The 23,934-nt window shown below is 72.2% G+C and carries 23 protein-coding genes and 1 pseudogene; 15 read left to right on the top strand and 9 right to left on the bottom strand.

Annotated elements, in window-relative coordinates:
* Nucleotides 1-367 precede the first annotated feature (367 nt).
* The gene (locus LCE31_RS04855; RefSeq protein WP_225012709.1) at nucleotides 368-1,465 is read right to left on the bottom strand and encodes an XdhC family protein; all 1,098 of its coding nucleotides are present in this window, start codon (nucleotides 1,463-1,465) and stop codon (nucleotides 368-370) included.
* A gap of 252 nt (nucleotides 1,466-1,717) precedes the next feature.
* Between LCE31_RS04855 and LCE31_RS04850 the strand changes: the two genes are divergently transcribed.
* The 8 genes from LCE31_RS04850 (at nucleotide 1,718) to LCE31_RS04815 (ending at nucleotide 10,309) form a co-directional block, all read left to right on the top strand.
* Nucleotides 1,718-2,638, top strand: a complete 921-nt coding sequence (locus tag LCE31_RS04850; RefSeq protein ID WP_225012708.1) for an FAD binding domain-containing protein — start codon at nucleotides 1,718-1,720, stop codon at nucleotides 2,636-2,638.
* Between the two features lie 2 nt (nucleotides 2,639-2,640).
* Complete coding sequence (locus tag LCE31_RS04845; RefSeq protein ID WP_225012707.1) at nucleotides 2,641-3,150, top strand: (2Fe-2S)-binding protein; 510 nt, start codon at nucleotides 2,641-2,643, stop codon at nucleotides 3,148-3,150.
* Nucleotides 3,147-5,543, top strand: a complete 2,397-nt coding sequence (locus LCE31_RS04840; RefSeq protein ID WP_225012706.1) for an aerobic carbon-monoxide dehydrogenase large subunit — start codon at nucleotides 3,147-3,149, stop codon at nucleotides 5,541-5,543. The genes LCE31_RS04845 and LCE31_RS04840 overlap by 4 nt, the downstream gene beginning before the upstream one ends.
* A 115-nt stretch (nucleotides 5,544-5,658) precedes the next feature.
* Nucleotides 5,659-6,606, top strand: a complete 948-nt coding sequence (locus LCE31_RS04835) for an XdhC family protein (protein WP_225012705.1) — start codon at nucleotides 5,659-5,661, stop codon at nucleotides 6,604-6,606.
* A 2-nt stretch (nucleotides 6,607-6,608) separates the two neighbouring features.
* Nucleotides 6,609-7,244, top strand: a complete 636-nt coding sequence (locus LCE31_RS04830; protein ID WP_225012704.1) for a nucleotidyltransferase family protein — start codon at nucleotides 6,609-6,611, stop codon at nucleotides 7,242-7,244.
* Nucleotides 7,238-8,179 (top strand): AAA family ATPase, encoded by a 942-nt coding sequence (locus tag LCE31_RS04825; protein ID WP_225012703.1) that lies wholly within the window; start codon nucleotides 7,238-7,240, stop codon nucleotides 8,177-8,179. Before LCE31_RS04830 ends, LCE31_RS04825 begins: the two co-directional genes overlap by 7 nt.
* Nucleotides 8,176-9,045: an SRPBCC family protein gene (locus LCE31_RS04820; RefSeq protein ID WP_225012702.1), complete on the top strand. Its 870-nt coding sequence runs from the start codon at nucleotides 8,176-8,178 to the stop codon at nucleotides 9,043-9,045. The genes LCE31_RS04825 and LCE31_RS04820 overlap by 4 nt, the downstream gene beginning before the upstream one ends.
* A gap of 7 nt (nucleotides 9,046-9,052) precedes the next feature.
* Entirely contained in the window at nucleotides 9,053-10,309 is a 1,257-nt protein-coding gene (locus LCE31_RS04815; RefSeq protein WP_225012701.1) for a vWA domain-containing protein, read from the top strand.
* On the opposite strand, the gene LCE31_RS04810 is transcribed toward LCE31_RS04815, so the two are convergent.
* A complete protein-coding gene (locus LCE31_RS04810; protein ID WP_225012700.1) occupies nucleotides 10,293-11,249 on the bottom strand; it encodes a LysR family transcriptional regulator in 957 nt (318 codons plus the stop codon). The two genes, LCE31_RS04815 and LCE31_RS04810, sit on opposite strands and share 17 nt — an antisense overlap.
* Nucleotides 11,250-11,746: 497 nt before the next feature.
* Between LCE31_RS04810 and LCE31_RS04805 the strand changes: the two genes are divergently transcribed.
* The 4 genes from LCE31_RS04805 (at nucleotide 11,747) to LCE31_RS04790 (ending at nucleotide 14,358) form a co-directional block, all read left to right on the top strand.
* A complete protein-coding gene (locus LCE31_RS04805; protein ID WP_225012699.1) occupies nucleotides 11,747-11,944 on the top strand; it encodes a hypothetical protein in 198 nt (65 codons plus the stop codon).
* A 5-nt stretch (nucleotides 11,945-11,949) separates the two neighbouring features.
* Nucleotides 11,950-12,300 carry an ArsR/SmtB family transcription factor gene (locus LCE31_RS04800; RefSeq protein ID WP_225012698.1) on the top strand — a complete coding sequence of 117 codons (351 nt, stop codon included), beginning with the start codon at nucleotides 11,950-11,952 and terminating at the stop codon, nucleotides 12,298-12,300.
* Nucleotides 12,297-12,497, top strand: coding sequence for a DUF6126 family protein (locus tag LCE31_RS41125; protein WP_374118409.1), 201 nt, complete (start codon nucleotides 12,297-12,299; stop codon nucleotides 12,495-12,497). The genes LCE31_RS04800 and LCE31_RS41125 overlap by 4 nt, the downstream gene beginning before the upstream one ends.
* Nucleotides 12,498-13,245: 748 nt before the next feature.
* On the top strand, nucleotides 13,246-14,358 hold the full coding sequence (locus LCE31_RS04790) for a DUF1996 domain-containing protein (RefSeq protein ID WP_225012697.1): 1,113 nt from the start codon (nucleotides 13,246-13,248) through the stop codon (nucleotides 14,356-14,358).
* Between the two features lie 578 nt (nucleotides 14,359-14,936).
* Here the strand turns inward: LCE31_RS04790 and LCE31_RS04785 are convergent.
* The 4 genes and pseudogenes from LCE31_RS04785 to LCE31_RS04775 form a co-directional block, all read right to left on the bottom strand.
* A complete protein-coding gene (locus tag LCE31_RS04785; protein WP_225012696.1) occupies nucleotides 14,937-15,455 on the bottom strand; it encodes a SixA phosphatase family protein in 519 nt (172 codons plus the stop codon).
* 71 nt (nucleotides 15,456-15,526) lie between these two features.
* On the bottom strand, nucleotides 15,527-15,781 hold the full coding sequence (locus LCE31_RS04780; protein WP_225012695.1) for a hypothetical protein: 255 nt from the start codon (nucleotides 15,779-15,781) through the stop codon (nucleotides 15,527-15,529).
* A gap of 307 nt (nucleotides 15,782-16,088) precedes the next feature.
* Entirely contained in the window at nucleotides 16,089-16,205 is a 117-nt protein-coding gene (locus tag LCE31_RS40290) for an SGM_5486 family transporter-associated protein (RefSeq protein WP_263631434.1), read from the bottom strand.
* Between the two features lie 4 nt (nucleotides 16,206-16,209).
* A pseudogene (locus tag LCE31_RS04775) lies at nucleotides 16,210-17,488 on the bottom strand (CynX/NimT family MFS transporter).
* A gap of 367 nt (nucleotides 17,489-17,855) precedes the next feature.
* Between LCE31_RS04775 and LCE31_RS04770 the strand changes: the two are divergent.
* The gene (locus tag LCE31_RS04770; protein WP_225012694.1) at nucleotides 17,856-18,542 is read left to right on the top strand and encodes a FadR/GntR family transcriptional regulator; all 687 of its coding nucleotides are present in this window, start codon (nucleotides 17,856-17,858) and stop codon (nucleotides 18,540-18,542) included.
* Here the strand turns inward: LCE31_RS04770 and LCE31_RS40755 are convergent.
* The 3 genes from LCE31_RS40755 to fabG form a co-directional block, all read right to left on the bottom strand.
* Nucleotides 18,505-19,104, bottom strand: coding sequence for a hypothetical protein (locus LCE31_RS40755; RefSeq protein ID WP_308042194.1), 600 nt, complete (start codon nucleotides 19,102-19,104; stop codon nucleotides 18,505-18,507). The two genes, LCE31_RS04770 and LCE31_RS40755, sit on opposite strands and share 38 nt — an antisense overlap.
* A 143-nt stretch (nucleotides 19,105-19,247) precedes the next feature.
* Nucleotides 19,248-20,021, bottom strand: a complete 774-nt coding sequence (gene fabI, locus LCE31_RS04760; protein ID WP_225012693.1) for an enoyl-ACP reductase FabI — start codon at nucleotides 20,019-20,021, stop codon at nucleotides 19,248-19,250.
* 4 nt (nucleotides 20,022-20,025) lie between these two features.
* Entirely contained in the window at nucleotides 20,026-20,745 is a 720-nt protein-coding gene (fabG, locus tag LCE31_RS04755; RefSeq protein ID WP_225012692.1) for a 3-oxoacyl-[acyl-carrier-protein] reductase, read from the bottom strand.
* A gap of 215 nt (nucleotides 20,746-20,960) precedes the next feature.
* On the opposite strand from fabG, the gene LCE31_RS04750 reads away from it, so the two are divergent.
* Together LCE31_RS04750 and LCE31_RS04745 are read left to right on the top strand one after the other, a co-directional pair.
* On the top strand, nucleotides 20,961-22,487 hold the full coding sequence (locus tag LCE31_RS04750) for a TldD/PmbA family protein (RefSeq protein WP_225012691.1): 1,527 nt from the start codon (nucleotides 20,961-20,963) through the stop codon (nucleotides 22,485-22,487).
* Complete coding sequence (locus LCE31_RS04745; protein ID WP_225012690.1) at nucleotides 22,484-23,887, top strand: metallopeptidase TldD-related protein; 1,404 nt, start codon at nucleotides 22,484-22,486, stop codon at nucleotides 23,885-23,887. Before LCE31_RS04750 ends, LCE31_RS04745 begins: the two co-directional genes overlap by 4 nt.
* Nucleotides 23,888-23,934 lie beyond the last annotated feature (47 nt).

Raw genomic sequence — 23,934 nt, 5'->3', positions numbered from 1 at the left:
GGGGCGGGGTTTGTCCCCGGGTCAACGTGTGGGGGGTTACGGGCTTTCGCTTGAACCCCCCCGGGGGGTTGGGGGGGGGGGGGGGCCGGGGGGGGGGGGGGGGCCCCCCCCCCCGCCGCCGCGTTCGCCCGGCAGCTGCCCGCCGCGATCGAGGCACCGGACGACGAGCGCGGACGGCACCGGCTCGCGGGCCGCCGCCTCGCGGCCCGCCACACCTGGCGCGCGGCGGCCCTGAGCCACCTCGCGCTCTACCGGACGCTGGCCTGACCACCGGGGCCGAGGCCGCCCGGCCCCCGCCGGCCCGGCCGCGACCGGGCGGACGCGGGTGGCGTACGGGGGGCGAGTGGACCGGCCCCCCGTACGCCGGTCAGTGGTGGATCGGCAGCGGCGTCGTCTCCCTGAGGCGGCGGCCGGTGCCGCCCCAGCGCAGCGAGATGACCTCGGCCAGAATCGCGACCGCCGTCTCCTCCGGGGTCCGGGCGCCCAGATCGAGCCCGATGGGGGAGGCGAGCCTGCGCAGCGCGTCCCTGTCGACGCCGGCCTCGTCGAGCCGGTGCAGGCGGTCCTCGTGCGTGCGGCGGCTTCCCATGGCGCCGACATAGCGGGCCGGTGTGCGCAGGGCGTGCGTGAGCAGCGGGATGTCGAACTTGGGATCGTGCGTGAGGACGCAGATCACCGTGTTCTCGTCCACCGCGGTGTGTTCGAGGTAGGTGTGCGGCCAGGACACGACCAGGTCGTCCGCGTCGGGGAACCTCTTGCGGGTGGCGAACACCGGCCGCGCGTCGCACACCGTGACGTGGTAGCCGAGGAACTTGCCGAGCCGTGCCACCGCGCCCGCGAAATCGATGGCACCGAACACCAGCAGACGCGGCGGCGGCGCGAACGACTGGACGAAGACGGAGAGCTCGCTCCGGAGCTCCTCACCGTGCTCCCCGATCCGCAGGACGGCACTGGTCCCGCGGGCGAGCATCCCGCGCGCCCGCTCCGCCACCGCGGTGTCGAGGCGGCTGTCCCCGAGAGTGCCCGTCACCCCGTCCGGGCTCACCACCAGGTCGAGCTCCCGCGCCGGACGGCCCGGGATCACCGACGCGACCGCGACCGGACGCGACGTCCGCACCGCATCCAGAACCTCGGGCAGGTCGGCGAAATGGCCGGGCCCCGCCGGACGCACGAAGATCTCGATGATGCCGCCGCAGGTCAGACCCACCTCGAACGCGTCGTCGTCGCTGATCCCGTACGTCGTCAGCGCGGGCGTGCCGGTCCGGATCACCTCGGCGGCGAGCTCGTAGACGGCCCCCTCGACGCAGCCGCCCGACACGCTGCCCACCACATCGCCGTGTTCCGACACCGCCATACCGGCGCCGGGACCCCTCGGCGCCGACTTCCAGGTGCCGACGACAGTGGCCAGGGCGAAGCGCGTGCCCGACGCAAGCCAGGGGTCGATGCCGTCCGCGATGTCCCACACGCGTGCTCCTCTCCCGGCCGGGGAACTGCTCCCGGCCCGGCCCGTTTCGAAAGCCGGTCCGCCGGCGCGGTCCCGGTCACCGGGGCGCTCCTGACGTCTCCACCGTGCGCTTGAGGATGCGAAGCGCGCGCGGCGCCCGTCAACGGCGGGTTAAGCGATCACTTAACCCTCCGTTGACGTCACGTGGCCGCAGGGCACCCAATAGGGCAGACAAGCCCCCTGCCCGGGGGGCACCGGCCAGGGGAGTCATGGATGCAGGTTCCCGCACCGTTCGAATACGAACGTGTGAGCAGTGTCGACCAGGCGGTCGGCCTGCTGGAGCGGCTCGGAGACACGGCCAAGCTGGTGGCGGGCGGTCACAGCCTGCTGCCGATGATGAAGCTGCGGCTGGCCAACTTCGAGTACCTGATCGACATCAACGATCTGCACGAGCAGCTCGGATACATCGAGGTGGAGCCCGGGCTGATCAGAATCGGGGCGCTGACGCGCCACCGCGAGCTGCTGGAGTCGGAGGCGCTCGCCGCCGCCTTCCCCATCTTCCGCGACGCGGAACGGGTCATCGCCGACCCGGTCGTACGCAACCGCGGCACGCTCGGCGGCTCGCTGTGCCAGGCGGACCCGTCCGAGGACCTGTCGGCCGTGTGCACCACGCTGGACGCGTCGTGTGTGATCCGGGGCCGCGACGGCGAGCGCGTCGTGCCGATGTCGGACTTCCACCGGGGGCCGTACGAGACGGCCGTCGGGGACGCGGAGATGCTGACGGAGGTCCGCTTCCCGATCCGGTCGGGCGGATCGAGCGCCTACGAGAAGGTGGAGCGCAGGGCCGGCGACTGGGCCGTCGTCTCGGCCGGCGCGGCCGTCTGGATGGACGGCGGAACCGTGGCCGACGCGCGCGTCGGACTCGCGGCGGTCGGCCCCAACACCGCGGGAATCCCCGGGATCGCCGACGCAATGCGCGGCCTGCCGCCGTCCGAGGAGCTGTACGTCCGGGCGGGTGAACTCGCCGCCGAGGCGAGCGACCCGGTCACCGACCGCAGGGGCAGCGCCGACTACAAGCGCCATCTGGTGCGCGAGTTGACCGCGCGGGTGCTGCGCACATCGGTGGCGCGGGCCCTGGCGCGGCCGGTCGAGACCGACGGGCCGCCCGCGCCGGGCGACGGACAGGGAGTGTGAACATGCAGGTCACGATGACCGTCAACGGTGAAGAGGTCACCAGGGAGATCGAGGGGCGGCTGCTGCTGGTCCACTTCCTGCGCGACCATCTGGCCCTGACCGGTACCCACTGGGGCTGCGACACCAGCAACTGCGGTACGTGCACGGTGTGGCTGGACGGCGAGCCCGTCAAGTCCTGTACCGTACTGGCCGCGATGGCGGGCGGCCATGACGTCCGCACCGTGGAAGGCCTGGAGCAGGACGGCCAACTCGACCCCGTGCAGCGGGGTTTCATGCAGTGCCACGGCCTCCAGTGCGGCTTTTGCACACCGGGCATGATGATGACCGCCCGCGCTCTGCTCGACCGCAATCCGCACCCCTCGGAGCCGGAGATCCGGGAGGCGATCTCGGGGCAGATCTGCCGCTGCACCGGCTACGCCACCATCGTCAGGTCCGTCCAGTGGGCCGCCGCGGAAGAGGCGGGCACCCGAACCAGTCTCACATCGACGGCCGCACCGGAGAGCGCCTCATGACCACCGTCACGCACAACGCCACCGCCACCGCCTTCGAGGACAACAACCACAAGCCCGTCGGCCACGGCCGCATGCTCCGCAAGGAGGACCCCCGCTTCGTACGGGGCAAGGGCCGCTACGTCGACGATGTGCAACTGCCCGGAATGCTGCACCTCGCGGTGCTGCGCTCACCGATGGCACACGCCAGGATCCTGTCCGTCGACACCAGCCTCGCCGAGGCGCACCCCAAGGTGAAGCTGGTGGTCACGGGTGCGATGCTGGCGGAGAAGAACCTCGCCTGGATGCCGACGCTCTCCAACGACGTCCAGGCGGTGCTCGCCACGGACAAGGTGCGCTTCCAGGGCCAGGAGGTCGCCTTCGTCGTCGCGGAGGACCGCTACGCCGCGCGGGACGCGCTGGAGCTGATCGACGTCGACTACGAGCCGCTCGACCCCGTGGTGGACGTGCGGACGGCGCTGTCCCCCGACGCGCCCCTGATCCGGGACGACATCGAGGGCAAGACCGACAACCACTGCTTCGACTGGGAGACCGGCGACGAGGCGGCGACCGACGCGGTGTTCGCGCGCGCCGACGTGGTGGTCAGCGAGGACATCGTCTACCCGCGCGTCCACCCGGCGCCGATGGAGACCTGCGGCGCACTCGCCGACTACGACGCCGTGGACGGCAAGCTCACCCTGTGGTCCACCACACAGGCACCGCACGCGCACCGCACGCTCTACGCGATCGTCGCGGGGCTGCCCGAGCACAAGATCCGGGTGATCTCGCCGGACATCGGCGGCGGCTTCGGCAACAAGGTGCCGATCTACCCCGGCTACGTCTGCGCGATCGTCGGTTCGCTGCTGCTCGGCAAGCCGGTCAAGTGGATGGAGGACCGCTCGGAGAACCTCACGAGCACCGGCTTCGCCCGCGACTACGTCATGCGCGGTGAGATCGCCGCGACGCGCGACGGCCGCATCCTCGCCATCCGCACGAACGTCCTCGCCGACCACGGTGCCTTCAACGGCACGGCGGCGCCCGTGAAGTACCCGGCCGGCTTCTTCGGTGTGTTCACCGGCAGCTACGACATCGAGGCCGCCCACTGCAAGATGACCGCCGTCTACACCAACAAGGCTCCCGGCGGCGTCGCCTACGCGTGCTCGTTCCGCATCACCGAGGCCGTGTATCTGGTGGAGCGGATCGTCAACTGCCTGGCCTACGAACTCGACATGGACCCCGTCGAGCTGCGCAAGAAGAACTTCATCAGGCCCGAGCAGTTCCCGTACCGCACCAAGACCGGCTGGGTGTACGACTCCGGCGACTACGCGCCCACGATGGACCTCGCGACGCAGATCGCGGGCTACGACGAACTGCGCGCGGAACAGGCCGAGAAGCGGGCCCGTGGCGAGGTGATGGGCATCGGCGTCGCGTTCTTCACCGAGGCCGTCGGCGCCGGTCCCCGCAAGGACATGGACATTCTCGGCCTCGGCATGGCCGACGGCTGTGAACTGCGCGTCCATCCCACGGGCAAGGCGGTCGTCCGGCTGTCCGTACAGTCACAGGGACAGGGGCACGAGACGACCTTCGCGCAGATCGTCGCGGAGGAGCTGGGGATTCCGCCGGACGACATCGACGTGGTGCACGGCGACACCGACCAGACGCCGTTCGGGCTCGGCACCTACGGCAGCCGCTCCACCCCGGTGTCGGGTGCCGCGGCGGCCCTCGTCGCGCGGAAGGTACGGGACAAGGCGCGCATCATCGCCTCCGGGATGCTGGAGGTGTCGGTCGCCGACCTGGAGTGGGACAAGGGCTCCTTCCACGTCACCGGCGACCCCACGGCCTCCGTCACCATCCAGGACATCGCGATGCGCGCCCACGGCGCGGCCGACCTGCCCGAGGGCATCGAGGGCGGCCTTGAGGCGCAGATCTGCTACAACCCGGAGAACCTCACCTATCCGCACGGCGCGTACATCTGCGTCGTCGACATCGACCCGGGCACCGCGGCCGTCAAGGTCAGGCGGTTCATCGCGGTGGACGACTGCGGGACCCGGATCAATCCCATGATCATCGAGGGGCAGGTGCACGGCGGGCTCACCGACGGCGTGGGCATGGCGCTGATGGAGATGATCTCCTTCGACGAGGACGGGAACTGCCTCGGCGGTTCGCTCATGGACTACCTCATCCCGACCGCGCTCGAAGTCCCCGACTGGGAGACGGGGTTCACGGTGACCCCCTCGCCGCACCACCCGATCGGGGCGAAGGGCGTCGGCGAGTCGGCGACGGTGGGTTCGCCGCCGGCCATCGTCAACGCGGTGGTCGACGCCCTGAAGCCGTTCGGGGTCCGGCACGCGGACATGCCTCTGACCCCCTCCCGGGTGTGGGAGGCCATGCAGGGCCGGGCCACACCGCCGATCTAGGGCCTTCCGTTGGGACCAGGCCGAATCAGGCCGAATCAGGCCGGACCGGGCCGGAGCAGATCGCGGGGCGGGCGCGTCCGCCGCTGGAACGAGCACACTGAGGGAGGAGACGGTCGTGACCACGAAGGCGTACGCGGCGCCCATGTCACAGAAGGTGGGAGAACGCGTTCTCCAGCTGTCGGGCCAACGTGTCCCGTTCGTGCACGCCACCGTGGTGCGTGCCCAGAAGCCCACGTCGGCGCATCCGGGCGACGAGGCCATCGTGTACGCGGACGGGACCATCGACGGCTTCGTGGGCGGTGTGTGCGCGGAGAGCTCCGTGCGCACCGCCGCCCTGGCCGCCCTCTCGGACGGCAGCGCCGTGCTGTTGCGCGTACTGCCGGAGGGGGAGGCGGCCTTCCCCGAGTCGCCCGGCGCGCGCGTGGTGGTCAACCCGTGCCTGTCGGGAGGGGCGTTGGAGATCTTCCTCAGGCCCGTCCTGCCGCCGCCGCTCGTGGCGGTCGTCGGGGACACCCCGGTCGCGGAGGCGGTGGTGGCGCTGGCGGGCGTGCTCGGATACGCGGCGGAGCGTCCGGAGCCGGGCGCCCCGCCCGGGCAGGCCGCCGCCGTGGTGGTGGCCAGTCACGGCCGCGACGAGGAGCGCTCCATCCGCGCCGCGCTCGACGCGGGGGTGCGCCATGTGGCGCTGGTCGCCAGCCGCCGCAGAGGCGCGGCCGTACTGGACGAACTCGGCCTCGACGGCACCGAGCGGGCCCGTGTGAGCACCCCGGCCGGCATCGACATCGGCGCGCGCACCGTCCCCGAGGTCGCCCTGTCCATCATGGCGGGCGTGGTGGCGTCGGTGCGCTCCCGCTCCGAGCCCGCGGCCGGCGCCACGGGCCCCGCCGCCGTCCCCGAAACCGGAGCCGGCGCGACGACCGCCCCGGTGCAGGTGCAGGACCCGGTGTGCGGCATGACGGTCACGGTCATGCCGGACACCCCCCACCTGGAGGACGAGGACGGCGACCACTGGTTCTGTAGCGGCCACTGCAAGGACCGCTACGCGAAAGAGCAGGTGGGGTGAGGGTGTTCACCACAGGTGTGCTGCTCGCGGCGGGCAGCTCGCGCCGCCTCGGGCGTCCCAAGCAACTGCTGCCCCTCCACGGCACCGCGACCCTGCTCGACGCGTCGCTCGACACGGCGCGGGCCTGCCGCTTCGACCAACTGCTCGTCATGGTGGGCGCTTTCGCGACCGAGATCCGTGAGCGCACGGGATTCACCGGAACGGAGACCGTGATCGACGTACCGGAACACACGGCCGGCTGCGGGTCGTCCGTGCGGACGGCCGTGGCCCATGTGGACCCCCGCGCGGACGGTGTCGTCCTGCTGCTGGGGGACCAGCCGGGCGTACGGCCCGAGGACGTGCACGCACTCGTGCGGGCGTCCCGGGCCTCGCCCGCCGGCCTCTGCCGCTACCGCGAGGACGCCCTGGGCCATCCGCTGTGGTTCCACCGCGAACTGTTCGGCCGGCTCCGGGCGCTGCACGGCGACAAGGCGGTCTGGAAGCTGCTGCACAGCGGCGGCGTCCCGGTCGTGGAGCACCCCGTGGACCGGAACGTCCCCCGAGACGTGGACACCTGGGACGACTACGAGGCCCTGCTGGCGGAAGCCGCGGCGCACGAGGATCGCCCGGCGCGCCGCGGGGCGGTGGCGGCGTGGTGAGGGAGGCGGGGATCTTCTTCCGGGACGCCGAAGCCGTGCGCCGGGGGCTCGACGCGGTCGGCCATGTGGTGGACGACGGTACGGCCACCGCGCTGTTCCTCGCCGGCATCCTGCACAAGCCGCTGCTCGTGGAGGGCGAGCCCGGCGTGGGGAAGACGAGCGCGGCCCTCGCGCTGGCGAGGACACTGGACACCGAGCTGATCAGGCTCCAGTGCTACGAGGGCCTGACGGCGAGCGAGGCGCTGTACGAGTGGAACTACCAGCGGCAGCTGCTGTCGATCCGTCTCACCGAGGCCAACGAGGCACGGACGCGACTCAAGGACGCCGACCTGTTCAGCGAGGAGTACCTCCAGGACCGGCCGTTGCTGCGGGCCGTCCGCCACCGGGGGCCCGTACCGCCGGTCCTGCTCATCGACGAGATCGACCGGGCCGACGACGAGTTCGAGGCGCTCCTCTTCGAGTTCCTCGGGGAGAACGCGATCACGGTCCCGGAACTCGGCACGTTCACGGCGGACACCCCGCCGATCGTGGTGCTGACGTCCAACCGCAGCCGCGAGCTCCACGACGCGCTGCGGCGGCGCTGCCTGTACCACTGGATCGACTTCCCGCCGCCGGAGCGCGCGGCGGAGATCCTGCGGCGCACCGTGCGGGAGGCGAACGAACCCCTGATCGCGTCGGCCACCGCCTTCATCGGCCGGGTACGCGCTCTCGACCTGGACAAACCGCCCGGCATGGCCGAGGCGATCGACTGGGTGTCCGCGCTGACCGCGCTCCAGGTGACGCGGCTCGCCCGCTCGGACGTTCTGGGAACCCTCAGCACCATCGCCAAGAGCGCCGACGACCGCACCGTCATCACCCAGGCGCTGGACGACTTCGACTCCGATGGGCGCACCGCCCCGCAGGAGCCGGCCGGAGAGGAAGTGAGGCAGCCATGAAGATCGAGAACGCGTTCAAGGTCAGCGCGCCCGTCGAACGGGTCTGGGCGGCCATGACCGACTTGGAGGGGCTCGCCCCGTGCATGCCCGGTGCCCAGCTCACCGGCGTGGACGGGGACGACTACAAGGGGAAGGTACGGGTCAAGGTCGGGCCGGTGATCAGCCAGTTCGCCGGGACGGCGCGGTTCGCGGAGAAGGACGACACCGCGCACCGCGCGGTCGTGAACGCACGCGGCAAGGACACCAGGGGCGGCGGCAACGCCTCGGCGGTCATCGAACTGCGGCTGACGCCCGAGGCCGACGTCACGGCCGTCGGCGTCGTCACCGACCTCAACATCACCGGCAAACTGGCGCAGTTCGGCAGCGGGATGATCAAGGAGATTTCCGAGAAGCTGCTCGGCCAGTTCGTCGCCAACCTGGAGCAGCAGTTGCACACGTCCGGGGAGGCGACCGAGCCCCCGCCGTCCTCGGCCGACACGGTGGCGGCGCCGACCGGCGCGGCGGCGGGCGCGACGGCCACCGAGGCCCCCGCGCCGTCGGCTCCCGCCGCAGGGACGGCCTCCCCGGCCCAGGCGACGCCGTACACCCCGCCGCCCGCGCCCCAGGCCGTCGCGCCGGCCGCGGCCACCACCGTTCCGGAGCGCACCGCGGGAGAGGCGTCCTACGGCTCGGACCGGTCGTCGGGCACCTCGGACACCGCCGCCGACCGGCCGGTGCGACCGGCGCGGACGAGCGGTACGGACGAGGAGCCGGAGGCGCTCGATCTCATGAGCCTCGCAGGCAGCTCCGTCTACAAGCGGCTCATCCCGGTGGTGATCGTCGCGGCGATCGTGATCGCCGCCATCATCTATCTCATCGTGCGGTGAGGAGCCGATGGAGGAGCCGGCCCATCCCCTGCTGCCCGCCGTCGACCGGGCCGCCTTCGCCGTCGCGCTCGCCGACCGTCTGCGGTCACGGGGCGTACGGGCCGGACTGAGCGCTCTCGACGACCTGGTGCGCGCTCTGGACTCCGTACCGTCCCTGGACCGCTCGTCGCTGTACTGGGCGGCCCGGGTCTGCCTCGTCCACGACCACGGCCAACTCGCCGTCTTCGACGAGGTGTTCCAGGCGGTGTTCGGTGACGCCGTGCTCGGCGTCGATCCGAACGCGCGCCGGGACGGCCTGGGCGGGCACGCCCGGAGCGGAGACGACCGCTACGCCTCCCTGCCCGCGGGCGCCGGCACGGAGACGGAGGGCGCGGGGCTCCCCTGGGTGACGGCGCCCCGCGTCGTCGCCCCGGCCGAGCAGGAGGAGGAGGCGTCTTCCCTCACGGTGCCCGAGCGGCTCCCCGCCGCGCTCGTGAGCCTGGCCGACGTGCCCTTCGAACAGCTGGCGCCGCACGAGACGGCGCTGCTCGGGCAGTGGCTCGAACAGGCGCTGCGCACCTGGCCGACACGGCGCTCGCGCCGGTTCGACGAGCGGCGCGGCGGCTCCCGCGTACTGCTGCGGGCGACGGTGGCACGCGCGCGGCACACCGGATGGGAGCCGGTGCGGCTCGTACGGGCCGCACCCGTCCGCAGGCCGCGCCGCGTGGTCATGCTGTGCGACGTGAGCCGGTCCATGCAGCAGCACGCCGTCGCGTACCTGCACCTGATGCGCGCGCTGACGCGGGGCACCGACGCGGAGGTCTTCGCGTTTGCCACGTCGCTGACGCGGCTGACCGCCGTACTGGCCCACCGGTCGGCCGAGACGGCGATCGACGAGGCGACGGAGCGCGTCGAGGACCGGTTCGGCGGTACGAGGATCGCGACCTGCCTGCGTGATCTGCTCGCGTCACACCACGGCGGCCTGCTGCGCGGCGCCGTCGTCGTCATCGCCTCCGACGGCTGGGACAGCGACAGGCCCGAGGCGCTGGCCGCGGCGATGGACAGGCTGAGCCGCCGCGCGCACCGGGTGGTGTGGCTCAACCCCCGGGCGTCCGCGCCCGGTTTCGTCCCCCGTACGACGACGATGACGGCCGCGCTGCCCTACTGCGACGCGCTGTTGCCCGCCGGGACCTTCTCCGCGCTGCGGGAGTCGCTGGGGACGCTCACCACCGCGAGGACCCGGGGGAGTGCGGCGCGCGGCCCGCGCCTCAGCTCCACAGGGTGACGTGGATGGCCGGCTTGAACCGTCCGGCCGTGACACCGGTGCCCCGCAGCATCGCCTGCGTGGCGCGCGGGGTGGTGATGAAGCGGGTCAGCTCGGCCGCGGCGGGCGTCGTGTCGCGCTCGGTCAGGGTCAGGACGTTCCATGAGCCGCGGGCCGGCAGGGAAGGCCCCTTGACCTGTACGAGCGATCCGTCCGCGACGTCCTTCGACACGGCGAAGGCGACGCCGAGGGCGATCCCGCGGCCGTGCTTGGCCTCCTCGACCGCCGCGGCGTGGCTCTGGAAGATGCGCTGGTGCTCCTCGGGGACCGACAGCCGGCGCAGTATCACCGGGACCATGCCGAGCCTGCCGACCGCCGAGGGCCCGAGCAGCCAGGTCTGCTCACGCAGTTCGGCCGCGTCCACCTGCCGGCCCGCGAGCGGATGGTCCGCCGAGACGACGGCGAGTACCTGGTAGTTCAGGAACGGCAGGCAGGTGAGGGAGGCGTCGAGCGTGGGAGGCGGTGGACCCACCGCCACGTCGACCGCGCGGGACGCGAGCAGGGACGCGAAGTCCTGCGGGCTGTGCACACTGAGTTCGACGTCCAGGTCGTTCGCACGGTTGGCGAACAGCTCGATCAGCCCGGGCGCGGCGTGCTCGGCGAACAGGCTCGACGCCGCCACCCGCAGCAGCCTGCGGCCACCCCCCGCCTGGCTGACCTCCAGGACGGTCCTGCGCTGGAGCCCCAGCATCTCCGCGGCGCGGCTGGCGAGCCGCAGACCTCCGGGGGTGAAGGCGAGCCCGCTCGCCTCCCTGGTGAACAGCTTGTCGCCGAGTTCCTTGCGCAGATGGGCGATGTGCATGGAGATCGCGGCCTCCGACACGTCCAGGTCCGCGGCCGCGGCCTTGAGTGAACCGCCTCGTACTGTCGCGAGATAGGCCCGCAGCTGTGCCGACGTCACGATGTTTCTCCTGGTCCCGACTGGCCTGCTCCCGGTGGGCCGACCCGGGCGGCTCGTCCGGCTGGATCACTCGACCGGACCGTTCGATCCGGAAACCCGCCACCCCTGGTGACGTCCCGTCCTGCAGGCCTCAACCGTTAGTCACGCTATCCCAGTGATCGCCGCGTTGCCACATCCCGTCCTGGACCTTCTTGGACCTTTCGAAAATGATGTGCGCCTCGTGATGTCCGGACGCGGCCCAGGAGTTGACCTGGTGCGGGAGTGGCGCGCGGGGGAGGAGCGGGCGGTCGGTATCGGCCGGCGGGTCCCGCCGCCAGGAGGCCGGTCCTGCCTCCGGACGGTGGCCGCCGCCGGTGCCGCGCCCGAGGGGCGTGACAGTGGATTGAAAAAGTCTTCAATTGGTGACATGCTGCTTCGGATGATCCTCGTGACGTGGCGAGTCGTGCCGGGCGACCGGCGGTCGGGTCCGGGCATGCGGAGCGCGAGGAGGCGGACGAGTGGACGAGTTCACCGAGGCCGTGCTGGCACGGGTGGGTGCGGCGCGCAGGGATGTGCTGGACGCCGTGGCCGCCCATGACGCGCGTGCGATCGCGCTGGCCGTGGACGAGCTGGAGGAGGGGCTGCGCGTGGCCAGGACCCACGGCATCGACGTGCGGGACGCGGCGTCCGGTGCGGACGAGGGGCGAAGGGGTTGAGGGCGTTGCCGGTTCCGTTGTACCAGGCCAAGGCCGAGTTCTTCAGGATGTTGGGGCATCCGGTGCGCATCCGCGTGCTGGAGCTGTTGCAGGACGGGCCGCTCCCGGTCCGCGAGTTGCTGGCGGAGATCCAGGTCGAGCGCTCCAACCTGTCCCAGCAGCTGGCGGTGTTGCGCCGCTCGGGCATCGTCACCTCCGTCCGCGAGGGTGACACGGTCGTGTACGCGCTCGCGGGGCCCGATGTGGCGGACCTGCTCAAGGCGGCGCGGCGGATTCTCACGGAGATGCTGGCCGGCCAGCAGGATCTGCTGACCGAGTTGCGGGACGCCGATCGCGAGGCGGTGGCGGGACCGTGAGCGGAGCCGCGGACGAAGAGGCGGCGCCCGAGGCGTCGACCGGGGCGCCCGCAGGGAAACCCGCCAAGGAGTTCGACCTGGAGCGGTGGAAGCAACGCGGTGTGATGTGGCGTCTGTTCATCTACATCGGGGTCACGCACCTCTTCGCGGGTTTCATCTGGCTCCTGTTCTATGTGGGAGACCACGCGCCGAAGTGAGCCGGTGCCGCTTCCCGTCGCCGTCCGGGACCTGGTGAACGTCTGCGGGGGTGCGTTGCGAGCGCGGCCCCCGGGGCGATGTCCTGCGCCGAGTGGAAAACGTGCCGCTCCGCAGTCGAACGCGGCATGCGAGGAGTTGGCCGTGGCGCCCGAGCCGGTGTGCTCTCCGCGCCCGGGACTCGTACCGGACGGTGGGAGCCGGCGCGCCGGCTGAAGTGCCGCCGACGGATGGCGACGGTGCGCCTGCGGGTGCCCGAGCCTCCGTCCGGGGCGCGGTCGGATCGATGACGTCCGGAGAGGCCGGGAGCCGCTCGTCGGCCCGGCATTCGCGACGGGCGGCGCGCGGGCACCGGCCCACTGTGTAAGACGCGTCCCTTCGCGCAAGACGCCTCCCTTCGCTCTCCGAGGGCATCGCCGGACCCGCTCGTGCGGGCGCCGGCCGCACGGCCATGCGCCGACCGCACACGTCCTTGTGCTGACCGCCCGCGCCCGGTGAACGAACGACCCTCGGACCCGTCGACACCGCCGGTGTCCCGCGCCCCTCGCACGCGCATCCCCCCGGGCCCACCGTCGGATCAGTCCGTGGTCCACAGAACCTATGGGTTCGTCTCTTGACAGGTTCTCGTCATGGGCGGAACACTCCGGAGATGGGAGAGCGCTCTCCCAATGCGGCCACCGGTCGCCGCCGAGGCGGCATTCCGCCGGTGGCCCGTTCCCGAGTTCCAGGACAAAGCAGCAGGAGGTCTCCATGGCACGGAGGTCCAGAGTCTTCTCCGGACTGCTCTTATTCACCGCGACGAGCCTGACCGCGATCGGTGTGGCCGACATCGCGACGACGGGAAGCGCGTCGGGGGACAGCGCCGCCGCGACGCACGCGGTACCCGCCGTGCACGCCGCGGCGGACGCGCGGATGGCAGGCATGAAGATGCCCGCCTCCACCCAGGCGTCGGGCGACGATCCGGACGGTGACGGCTACATCATGGCCGACCCGCCGGTCACCGGTGTCACGCCGTCCACCTATGACCCCCCGCACGCGTACTTCCACGAGTTCCAGGCGAAATGCGCCGCCGACCACACACTGCCCGACGACCCGATCGTCTTCCCCGGGCAGCCGGGGAAGTCCCACGACCACACGTTCATGGGCAACACCGGCACCAACGCCGACACGACGACCGCGTCGCTGGACACCGCCGGCACGGCCTGCCTCGCACCGGGCGACAAGTCCGCCTACTGGATGCCGAGTCTGTACAACGGGGATCAGAAGATTCTCCCGGTCGGGCCCCAGACGATCTACTACAAATCCGGTGTCACCGACTACACCAGTGTGCGCCCCTTCCCGAAGGGCCTGCGCTTCGTCGTCGGCGACCCGATGCAGACGCTCGATCAGTTCAAGAACCTGAAGGGCACGGTCGAAGGCTGGGAGTGCGGGACGTCGTACAAGAACTTCGACTTCCCCGCCACCTGCCCCACCTCGCCGGACACCCAGCTCAACCTCCGGCTCCAGGCGCCGAGTTGCTGGGACGGCCTGCACCTGGACACGCCGGATCACAAGAGCCACATGGCCTATCCGGTGGCCACGGGCAATAACCAAAACGTCTGCCCGGACGACCACCCCGTCGCGCTGCCGATGATCGAGTTCAAGATGGCGTGGCCGGTCAACGGCGACATGTCGCAGGTCAGACTGTCCAGTGGCACGGGACACTCGTTCCACTACGACTTCTTCGACGGCTGGGACGACGCCACGCTCGCCGCCATGGTCACACACTGTGTCAACGGGGGCCTGCAGTGCGATGCCCACGGCTACGACGAGACCCAGCCGGAGAAGGGCGCTGTTCTGGACGACGACTATGTGCTCAAGTAGGCCGCTCGATGCGCCGGTCGGCCGGTGAGTCGAAGGGGCCGTCGGTCGTCACCGCCCGTCGGTCCGCCGGCTCATAGCTCCACCGGCTCGCAGCTCCGCCAGGTCGCAGCTCCGACGGCTCGCGGGTCCGCCGGGTCGCTGGACCCGTGGGGCCTGTGAGCCCGGAGCGCTCGCGCGCCTCCTGCCGGTCGATTGCCGGTCGACGCGGTCAGCGGTGGCGAGGTCGCGGTCGTACGGCCCTCCCGCGGCGACCGCCCCCCCGCTACCGTGCGTCAGGCGTAGGCGGGCGGTGTGCGGCCCCGCGAACTCGTCGGCCACTCCGCGCACGTGACGTTCCACGATCACTGCTCGCGGCAGCGAGCCGGCGCTCCACGCCACCGTTCGCTTCCATTCCCCCCACCCCCCACAGGCTTCTGAAGCCGAGGAGAACACGATGTATCGACCCCCCGTCCGGGCCGTCCGGCCCGCCGGAGCGAAGCGCGCCGTCGTGCCGCTCGCAGCAGCCGCCCTGCTGGCCGGGGCCCAGGTCGGCCGCGGGCCCGGATCGCTCGCGTGCCCGGGTCAGCGGCGGGCCCGGGTCAGTCGTGCGGGGCCCAGTAGTCCAGCAGCCGTCCTGCCCCGTGCTCGACGGTCTTCCAGCTGCCCTCGAAACCCACCACGGCGAACGCCGCCGTGGGGAACCCGCCCTGCGTCATCCGCGCCATCGCATCGCCCTCCGCGCCGGCCGAGAGCACGTCCGCCAGTGCGTGCATGCCGGGGTTGTGTCCGATCAGGAGCAGATCGGCGACGTCGTCCGGCGTCTCGTTCACCAGCGCGAGGAGGTCACCCAGCGTCGCCTCGTACATCCGCTCCTCGTACACCGTCTTCGGGCGGTGCGGCAGCTCGTGCACCGCGATCTTCCAGGTCTCCCGGGTGCGCACGGCGGTGGAGCAGAGAGCCAGGTCGAAACCGATGCCGGTGTCCGCGAGCCTGCGCCCGCTCGTCGCGGCCTCCGTACGGCCCCGCTCGGCCAGCGGCCGTTCATGGTCGGACACCTGGGGCCAGTCGGCCTTCGCATGGCGGAGGAGAACGATCCTGCGTGGTGTGTCGGCGCTCATGCACACCAGCTTCGCATGAAATGCGCCCCCGGGCGCTGGGTGTTGATGTCCCCGCGAGGGCTGCCGGACGGCTACGGGAACAGCACGAGCTGTATCTCCCGCAGCAGCCGGGCGAGCATGTCGCCACCGTCCGCCGCATGCGCCTGGGACGGGCTCCCCACCACGGTCAGGAGGGCGAAGAAGGCGGTCGCGGGAAGCACGACGGCCCACCACGGCAGCCTGAGGTACGCCCGCGACGCACCGGCCGCACCAACCGCTCCGACCGAACCTGCTGTGCCGCCCGCACCGCCCGTGCTCCGGCGACGGGACCGGGTCCGCACCGACATGACCGCCTCCGTGGGTCGTCCGCTGTTCGACAATTCCTGTCACGGAAAAACCTACGGAGCGTGCGGCGCCTTTCCCATCCGGTGTTCCACCCACTGGCCCCTGACCCTGGCCCCCTAGGGGACAGGGGGGCCAGCACCACCCCCGCCCGCGGAAGCGCGCCGCCGGGCCGTCCCACCGGCCTCCCGCGGCCCGCCGGGCTCGCACAGTGCCACCGGGTCAGCACACCACAGCGCCACGGACTCACCGGGTCAGCGGCTCACCGGGGCACCAGGTCGGCGCGGAACGACGACCGTGCCGAAACGATGGTCACGGCGACGCGATGGTCGCGACGATGGCGATGACAGCGAGGATGCCGAAGATCGCGCCGAAGACGTAGAGCAGCTTGCGCTGCCCGTTCTGGGGTGAGGGTTCCAGGACTGGCATGCGCTCAGTCTCCCACCCCGGCCTCACTCTCGATCGTCCGGTCCCGCCCGGCGAGCCACCCCACCGCCATCTGCGGCAGCAGCAGGCCCGCCATGAGCGCGAGCGGCCAGGTCCAGCCGCCCGTGTGCTGGTAGAGGACGCCCACGAGCAGCGGCCCGGGTATGGAGATCAGATAGCCGGTGCTCTGCGCGAACGCCGACAGCCGCACGACCCCCGCCCCGGTGCTGGAACGCATCCCGATCATGGTCAGGGCCAGCGGGAACGAGCAGTTGGACACCCCCAGCAGCACGGCCCACACCCAGGCGCCGCCCACCGGCGCGGCGTACAGCCCGCCGAAGGCGATCAGGCCGCAGACGCCGAGACCGATCACCATGGGTCCCTGGTGGCGCAGGCGTGTGGCGAGGCCCGGTATGAGGAACGCCAGCGGTACGCCCATCACCATGATCACCGCGAGCAGCACGCCCGCGGTGTCGGCGGACACTCCGGCGTCCCGGAAGCGCTGGGACATCCAGCCCATGGTGATGTAGGCGCCGGTGGCCTGGAGGCCGAAGAAGACCGCGAGCGCCCAGGCGGTCCGGCTGCGCAGGAGGCTGGGGAGGCCCGCCTCGGCCGCCTCCTCCCCCGGCGGTCCGACCCGCCCGGCCGCCGGGCCGCCGGCCGCGCCCCCCCGCGCCGCCCGCGCCGCGCGGGCCGGCGCCCCCCCCCCCCGCCGGGGGGGGGGGGCCCGGCGCCCGCCCCGCCCGCCCCTCGAACCCGCTGCGGTCCCTGACGAGGAACAGCCAGGGCACCAGGGCCACCGCCCCCAGCAGCGCCCAGACCGCGAGGCCGGTGCGCCAGCTGCCGCCGAGCGCGTCCGTCAGCGGTACCGCCGCCGCGGCGGCGACGGCGGTACCGAGCGAGACGGCCATCGAGTAGAGGCCGGTCATGGTGCCGACGCGGTCCGGGAAGTACCGCTTGACGATGACCGGCATCAGCACGTTGCTGACGGCGATGCCGGCCAGCGCCAGCGCGCTCGCCGCCAGGAACGGCACGGTGCTCGGGACGTACGGCCTGATCAGCAGGCCGGCCGTGACGGCGGCGAGGCCCGCGCAGACGACCGCGCCGGGGCCGAGGCGGCGGGCGAGCCGGGGCGCGGCGAAGCCGAACACCGCGAAGCAGAACGGAGGCACCGAGGTCAGCACCCCGGCGACGCTGCCGCTCATGTGCAGACCGTCGCGGACCTCTTCGAGCAGGGAGCCGAGGCTGCCGATCGCGGGCCTGAGGTTCAGCGCGGCGAGGAACATGCTGACCGCCACGAACGGGGACACCCACGCGGCCCGTCCGCCCGAGGGCCGGCGCCCCGGCAGGCCGGGCGGGACGGAGAGGGCCCCGGCCTCCTCGGCGTCCTCTCCGGCGGCGATGTCCGCGGCGATGGCCGCTTTCAGGGTCTCGGGGGCCTTCGCGGCCCTCGGGGCCCGTGCGGTTGCCTCCATGGCCTTCGCGGTCCGCGCGGCGCGGGTCGGGGGGTCGGCGTCGTCCATCATGGCACTATCATAGAATCATGGGATGATTGGTTGTCCACCTCCTGTGAGACAGCCCGTATGAGACAGCTCCCGTGCGACACCCCCGTGACACAGACCCCGTGCGACAGCTCCCATGAGATGAGGAACCATGCCGCTGTCCGTCCCCCGGCGCTCCGCGCTCTCCGACCAGGTGATCGCCCAGCTGCGGAACCAGATCGCCTCGGGCGAGTGGCCGGTCGGCTCCCGCATCCCGACCGAACCGGAACTGGCCGAGCAGCTCGGCGTCGCCCGCAACACCGTCCGGGAGGCGGTCCGCGCTCTCGCCCACACCGGACTGCTGGACATCCGGCAGGGCTCGGGCACGTACGTCGTCGCGACCAGTGAGCTCGCCGGGGTGATGCACCGCAGGTTCGCCGGGGTCGACCCGGTCCAGGTGGCGGAGGCGCGCGCGGCCCTGGAGTCGTCGGCGGCGCGGCTGGCGGCGGAGCGCCGCACGGAGCGCGACCTGCGGCAGCTGGAGGTGCTCCTGGACCGGCGCGCGAGCGCGTGGCACGCGGTGGACCTGGAGGGCTTCGTCGCCGCCGACACGGCGCTGCACCTGGCGGTGGTGTCCGCCGCGCACAACGACGTCCTGACGGCGCTCTGCGCCGACCTCGGCGACCTCGTACGCGAGCTGCTGCGCGACCGGGTGAGGGACGCGCCCGGGCCCGACGGGCTGATGGACCACGACCGGCTGGTGGAGGCCCTTCGGGCCGGGGACGGGGACACGGCGGCGGCGGAGGCCGCGAGCCACGCGCTCAGCTGCCCGCCGGAGGCGGCGCGGGCGCGCGGGTGACGGGGGCGCGCTTCTCCGGAACACGCCCGGGGGACGCCTGCGGGGCGGGTGCACTGCGGACGGGCTCGTGGCTGACCCACACCGAGGCGATCTCTTTCCAGCACCGCTCGGCGATCCGCGCGTAACCGGCGGCGGGGATGTCGGCGGGCGCGCTGTCCGCGTCGATGTCCCACCATCGCGCGCATTCGACGTGGAGCCGGACGCGGTCGGTCGCGGGGTCGGGGTTGTGGCAGTAGGCGATGACGTGCGAACCGGTGACCCGGATACGGCAGGTGGCGGGGCCCGCGGGCCCGGTGGGACCGGCCGGCCCGGCGAGTACGTCGGTGCCGGAGCGGTTCGAGCTGTCGGAGCGGGTCGGGCCGTCCGAGCTGTCGGAGCGCGTCGGGCCGTCCGACCGGGCCGACGGGTGTACGGGCTCCGCGGCGCGGCCCTGCCCGGCACCGCGCGCCGGTGCGAAGGCCTCCGTCCTCCGGGGTGTCCGCGTCTCCTGGGCCGCTGTGAACCCCGCGGCGATCAGTACGGCTGTGGTGAGAGCTGCTGTCCTGCGGTGGCGCACACGCATGAAGCCCGGCACCTCCTGCCCGCCCCGAGCGGAAGGATCATCCGTCGGTTCAAGTCTGGGGGGAGGTGCCGGGCTTTTCGAGTCGAACGGTCACGGCCCGTAAGGACACGCGGCCCGAGGAGGGCCCCGGCGCGCTGCCGCTGTCAGGCGCCCATCATGTGCACGCCGCCGTCGACGTGGACGATCTCGCCCGTCGTACGCGGGAAGAAGTCCGACAGGAGGGCGACGATGCCGCGGCCCGCCGGCTCCGGGTCGGAGAGCTCCCAGCCGATAGGGGCGCGGTGGTTCCAGACGTCCGCGAGGTCGCTGAACCCGGGGATGGACTTGGCGGCCATCGATCCGAGCGGGCCCGCGGAGATCAGGTTGCAGCGGATGTTCTTCGCGCCGAGGTCGCGCGCCAGGTAGCGGCTGGTGGACTCCAGAGCGGCCTTGGCGACGCCCATCCAGTCGTACTTGGGCCACGCCACCTGTGCGTCGAAGGTGAGGCCGACGACGGAGCCGCCGCGCTGCTCCATGAGCGGCAGGCAGGCCATGGTGAGGGACTTCAGCGAGTAGGCGGACACCTGGACGGCGGTGGCCACGTCGTCCCACTCGGCGCCGAGGAAGTTGAAGACGCCCTGCGGGCCGAACGCGATGGAGTGCACGACGCCGTCGAGGCTCGCGTCCTCGCCGAGGTGCTCGCGCACCCGCCCTTCGAGGGCGTCCAGGTGCTCCTGGTTGGTGACGTCCAGCTCGATGACGGGCGCGGGCTTGGGCAGCCGCCGGGAGATGCGCTCGACCAGGGAGAGCCGGCCGAAACCGGTCAGGATGACCTCGGCGCCCTCCTCCTGCGCGACCTTGGCGGCCTGGAACGCGATGGACGCCTCGGTGAGCACACCGGTCACGAGGATGCGCTTGCCTGCCAGGATTCCACTCATGTGATCAGTGACCCATGCCCAATCCGCCGTCAACGGGAATGACGGCTCCAGTGATGTACGAGGCGTCCTCGGACGCGAGGAAGCGCACGGTGCCGGCGATCTCCTCGGCGAGCCCGAAGCGCTTGAGCGGCACCTGCCCGAGGACGGCGTCGCGCTGATCGTCGCCGAGCACCGCGGTCATGTCCGACTCGACGAAGCCCGGTGCCACGACGTTGAACGTGATGTTCCGGGAGCCGAGCTCCCGCGCGAGCGACCGCGCGAACCCCACAAGTCCGGCCTTGGAAGCGGCGTAGTTGGCCTGACCCGGATTGCCCAGCAGTCCGACGGCGGAGGAGATCAGCACGACACGGCCCTTCTTGGCCCGCAGCATGCCCCGGTTGGCGCGCTTGACCACGCGGAAGGCGCCGGTGAGGTTGGTGTCGACGACGGACGTGAAGTCCTCCTCCGACATGCGCATGAGCAACTGGTCCTTGGTGATGCCGGCGTTGGCCACGAGCACCTCGACGGGACCGTGCTTCTCCTCGATCTCCTTGTACGCCTGCTCCACCTGCTCGGAGTCCGTGATGTCGCAGCGTACGGCCAGCACACCCAGCGAGGTGAGCTCCTCGGGCGGTTCACCCGACCGGCAGGTGATGGCGACCTTGTCGCCGCCCGTCGCGAAGGCGCGGGCGATGGCGAGGCCGATGCCCCGGTTTCCTCCGGTGACGAGAACCGAGCGGCTCAACGGATCACCCTTTCCCTAGCTGTGTGCATACCCCGGAAACCTACCCGCAGCGCCGTTCGCGGCGGGGATCGGCCCCCGACAGGGCCCGGGGACCCGCACTGTCGGGTCCCTACAGTCGCGGCCCGGCGCCGGCGCCGCGGACGAGCGGTGACTGTCGGAGCCGCGTGGTTCACTGCGGGTTGACGATGACGTACCGAGTCCGGGGAGTGGCCGCTGTGCGCCATGAGGTAGATCAGTCGTTCCTTGAGCTGCCGTTGCGGGCGCTCGCGGATGCCGCCCTCGCGCGGGCGCGGGCGCTCGGGGCGGAGCACGCCGACTTCCGCTTCGAGCGGGTGCGGTACGCGTCCTGGCGGCTGCGGGACGCGAAGCCCGCCGGCTCGTCGGACTCCACCGACCTCGGGTACGCGGTGCGGGTCGTGCACGGCGGCGCCTGGGGGTTCGCGTCCGGCGTCGACCGGACGATGGACGCGGCGGCGCGCGTCGCCTCGCAGGCGGTCGCGATGGCGAAGCTGTCCGCGCAGGTCCTGCGCGCGTCCGGGGAGGCGGGCCGGCCGGTGGCGCTCGCGGACGAGCCGGTCCACGCGGAGCGGACGTGGGTGTCGGCGTACGAGGTCGACCCGTTCGCGGTACCGGACGGGGAGAAGACGGGGCTGCTGGCCGAGTGGAGCGCGCGGCTGCTGCGCGCGGACGGCGTGGCGCATGTGGACGCCTCGCTGATGACCGTGCACGAGAACAAGTTCTACGCGGACACCGCGGGTACGGTCACCACGCAGCAGCGGGTGCGGCTGCACCCCGTGCTGACGGCCGTCGCGGTGGACGGCGAGAGCGGCGAGTTCGAGTCGATGCGGACGCTGGCGCCGCCGGTCGGGCGCGGCTGGGAGTACCTGACGGGCACGGGCTGGGACTGGGACGGCGAGCTGGAGCGCATCCCCGGCCTGCTGGCCGAGAAGATGCGCGCTCCGAGCGTCGCGGCCGGCTCGTACGACCTGGTGGTCGACCCGTCCAACCTGTGGCTGACGATCCACGAGTCCATCGGCCACGCGACGGAGCTGGACCGCGCGCTCGGCTTCGAGGCGGCGTACGCGGGCACCTCGTTCGCCACGTTCGACCAGCTGGGCACGTTGCGCTACGGCTCGCCCGTGATGAACGTGACGGGCGACCGCACCGCCGAGCACGGCCTCGCCACGATCGGGTACGACGACGAGGGTGTCGAGGCCCAGTCGTGGGACCTCGTCAAGGACGGCACCCTCGTCGGCTACCAGCTGGACCGCGGGATCGCGCGGCTGGCGGGCTTCGAGCGGTCCAACGGCTGCGCGTACGCCGACTCCCCCGGCCATGTCCCCGTCCAGCGGATGGCCAACGTGTCGCTGCGGCCCGACCCGGCCGGCCTGTCCACGGAGGACCTGATCTCCGGCGTGGAGAACGGCATCTACGTGGTGGGCGACCGGTCCTGGTCGATCGACATGCAGCGGTACAACTTCCAGTTCACCGCGCAGCGGTTCTTCCGCATCGAGAACGGCCGGCTGGCGGGCCAGCTGCGGGACGTGGCCTACCAGGCGACGACGACGGACTTCTGGGGCTCGATGGAGGCCGTCGGCGGCCCGTCGACCTATGTGCTGGGCGGCGCGTTCAACTGCGGCAAGGCGCAGCCGGGCCAGGTGGCGTCCGTGTCGCACGGCTGTCCTTCCGCGCTGTTCCGCGGGGTCAACATCCTCAACACCACGCAGGAGGCAGGGCGATGAGCGCCGTCAGTGAACCGCACGAGATCGTCGAGCGCGCCCTCGGCCTGTCGGCCGCCGACGGCTGCGTCGTCATCGCGGACGAGCACTCCTCGGCCAATCTGCGCTGGGCGGGCAACGCGCTCACCACGAACGGTGTGACGCGGGGCCGCACCCTCACCGTCATCGCCACCGTCGGCGGGGCGCGGGGCACCGCCGCGGGGGTGGTGTCCAGGTCGGCCGTCACGGCCGAGGACCTGGAGCCCCTCGTACGGGCCGCGGAGGCGGCGGCGCGGAGCGCGGAGCCCGCCGACGACGCGCGCCCGCTGATCGACGTCCCCGAGGTGTCCGACGACTTCACGGGCGCCCCCGGTGAGACGTCGTCGGGGGTGTTCGCGGACTTCGCGCCCGCGCTCGGCGAGTCCTTCGCCCGGGCCCGCGCGGGCGGCCGGGAACTGTACGGGTTCGCGCACCACGAGCTGACGTCCACCTATCTCGGCACCTCCACGGGTGTGCGGCTGCGCTACGACCAGCCCAACGGCACCCTGGAGCTGAACGCGAAGTCCCACGGGCGTACGCGCTCCGCCTGGGCGGGCCGCGCCACCCGCGACTTCAAGGACGTCGATCCGCTCGCGCTCGACGAGGACCTCGCGCGCCGCCTGGCCTGGGCCGGACGGAAGGTGGAGCTGCCGGCCGGCCGGTACGAGACGCTGCTGCCGCCCACAGCCGTCGCCGACCTGCTGATCTACCAGCTGTGGTCGTCGGCGGCCCGGGACGCCGCGGAGGGCCGTACGGTCTTCTCCCGGCCCGGCGGCGGCACCCGCGTCGGCGAGCGGCTGTCCCAGCTGCCGCTGACGCTGCGCAGCGACCCGGACGAGCCGGGCCTGGAGTGCGCCCCGTTCGTGATCGCGCACGCGTCCGGGGACGATTCGTCCGTCTTCGACAACGGCCTGCCCTTGACGGCGACGAACTGGATCAGGGACGGCCGCCTCGACCGGCTGGTCACCACCCGGCAGAGCGCGGAGCTGACGGGCCTGCCGGTGGCACCGGCCATCGGCAACCTCGTGCTGGACGGCCTCGGCGAGGGCATGGGCGAGCGCTCGCTGGACGAGATGGTCGCGGTGACGGAGCGCGGTCTGCTGCTCACGTCGCTGTGGTACATCCGCGAGGTGGACCCCGCGAGCCTGCTGCTCACGGGGCTGACCAGGGACGGCGTGTATCTGGTCGAGCACGGCGAGGTCGTCGGTGAGGTGAACAACTTCCGTTTCAACGAGTCTCCGGTCGACCTGCTGGCCAGGGCCGCCGAGGCCGGGCGTACGGAGCGGACGCTGCCGCGCGAGTGGGGCGACTACTTCACCAGGGCGGCGATGCCGGCGCTGCGGATTCCGGACTTCAACATGAGCTCGGTCAGCAAGGGCGTCTGACACCCCGGGCGAGCCCGGTACGGACGGGCAGGGGTACGGGCGGGAGG

Origin of the sequence: Streptomyces sp. 8L, from assembly GCF_020176795.1 — a bacterium.
Classification (GTDB): Bacteria; Actinomycetota; Actinomycetes; order Streptomycetales; family Streptomycetaceae; genus Streptomyces.
Note: the sequence above shows the minus strand (reverse complement) of the source record. Positions and strands in the feature narration are given on the sequence as shown.

What these genes read in the sequence shown, in the direction of transcription:
- LCE31_RS04850 (WP_225012708.1), top strand. Translation starts at nt 1,718, where the DNA reads ATGCAGGTTCCCGCACCGTTCGAATACGAACGTGTGAGCAGTGTCGAC.
- LCE31_RS04845 (WP_225012707.1), top strand. Translation starts at nt 2,641, where the DNA reads ATGCAGGTCACGATGACCGTCAACGGTGAAGAGGTCACCAGGGAGATC.
- LCE31_RS04840 (WP_225012706.1), top strand. Translation starts at nt 3,147, where the DNA reads ATGACCACCGTCACGCACAACGCCACCGCCACCGCCTTCGAGGACAAC.
- LCE31_RS04820 (WP_225012702.1), top strand. Translation starts at nt 8,176, where the DNA reads ATGAAGATCGAGAACGCGTTCAAGGTCAGCGCGCCCGTCGAACGGGTC.
- LCE31_RS04815 (WP_225012701.1), top strand. Translation starts at nt 9,053, where the DNA reads ATGGAGGAGCCGGCCCATCCCCTGCTGCCCGCCGTCGACCGGGCCGCC.
- LCE31_RS04790 (WP_225012697.1), top strand. Translation starts at nt 13,246, where the DNA reads ATGGCACGGAGGTCCAGAGTCTTCTCCGGACTGCTCTTATTCACCGCG.
- LCE31_RS04785 (WP_225012696.1), bottom strand. Translation starts at nt 15,455, where the DNA reads ATGAGCGCCGACACACCACGCAGGATCGTTCTCCTCCGCCATGCGAAG.
- LCE31_RS04780 (WP_225012695.1), bottom strand. Translation starts at nt 15,781, where the DNA reads ATGTCGGTGCGGACCCGGTCCCGTCGCCGGAGCACGGGCGGTGCGGGC.
- LCE31_RS40290 (WP_263631434.1), bottom strand. Translation starts at nt 16,205, where the DNA reads ATGCCAGTCCTGGAACCCTCACCCCAGAACGGGCAGCGCAAGCTGCTC.
- LCE31_RS04770 (WP_225012694.1), top strand. Translation starts at nt 17,856, where the DNA reads ATGCCGCTGTCCGTCCCCCGGCGCTCCGCGCTCTCCGACCAGGTGATC.
- LCE31_RS40755 (WP_308042194.1), bottom strand. Translation starts at nt 19,104, where the DNA reads ATGCGTGTGCGCCACCGCAGGACAGCAGCTCTCACCACAGCCGTACTG.
- fabI (WP_225012693.1), bottom strand. Translation starts at nt 20,021, where the DNA reads ATGAGTGGAATCCTGGCAGGCAAGCGCATCCTCGTGACCGGTGTGCTC.
- LCE31_RS04745 (WP_225012690.1), top strand. Translation starts at nt 22,484, where the DNA reads ATGAGCGCCGTCAGTGAACCGCACGAGATCGTCGAGCGCGCCCTCGGC.